The sequence below is a fragment of the Vibrio sp. 1401 genome (assembly GCF_033340295.1).
The window spans coordinates 1-560 of sequence record NZ_JAWOWF010000679.1; the positions used below are offsets into that span (position 1 = coordinate 1).

The window sequence follows — 560 nt, forward strand, 5'->3', positions numbered from 1 at the left end:
CGGATGTCGCTCGGTAGAGCGCGTCAATGCCATCTTGTGATAGCTCAGGTACCCAACCGTTATTTTCCAACGTTTCGATAATTTGCTCGCCTAGACGAGGATCATCTTCGACAACAAGTATTTTCATGGCAGCGTTTCTTATTATTTAGTTTTGTGGTGGTTTTAAAGCTTTATTGAAGTTTCGACCTTTGACTTCCAACATTTCCAATGTGGCAGCGTCATATTCGACCTTCAACACACTATTGTTGAAGAGTATTTTCAGTTCGTAAACCCATTCATTGTCATCTTCTTCAAGCTCGACTTTGATGATGCGACCATAAAGGTCATTTTCGACGGCCGCGTAAAGCTCAGAGAAGGGACGAATGTAGCCTTTTTGTACGGCGCGGTAGACCTCATCTTGGTCTTCATCAAATTCGATACGTGTGCCGGGCTTTTCGACATCTTGCACGATGGCGTGGCCATTTTGCGTGGTGTAAATATCATTTTGCTGCGCGAAGCTTGGTGCAGAAATCAACATCGGGGCGAGGCTGAAAAACAACGCAAGATTCTGAGAGGTCACT

The 560-nt window shown here is 45.0% G+C and carries 1 protein-coding gene and 1 pseudogene; both read right to left on the reverse strand.

What is annotated here, in order from left to right; translation table 11 throughout:
* A pseudogene (locus R7Z77_RS27545) lies at positions 1 to 127 on the reverse strand (DNA-binding response regulator); the annotation flags it as partial.
* A gap of 18 nt (positions 128 to 145) precedes the next feature.
* Positions 146 to 517, reverse strand: a complete 372-nt coding sequence (locus R7Z77_RS27550) for a PepSY domain-containing protein (RefSeq protein ID WP_318137333.1) — start codon at positions 515 to 517, stop codon at positions 146 to 148.
* Between the last annotated feature and the right edge of the window lie 43 nt (positions 518 to 560).

What these genes read in the sequence shown, in the direction of transcription:
- R7Z77_RS27550 (WP_318137333.1), bottom strand. Translation starts at nt 517, where the DNA reads ATGTTGATTTCTGCACCAAGCTTCGCGCAGCAAAATGATATTTACACC.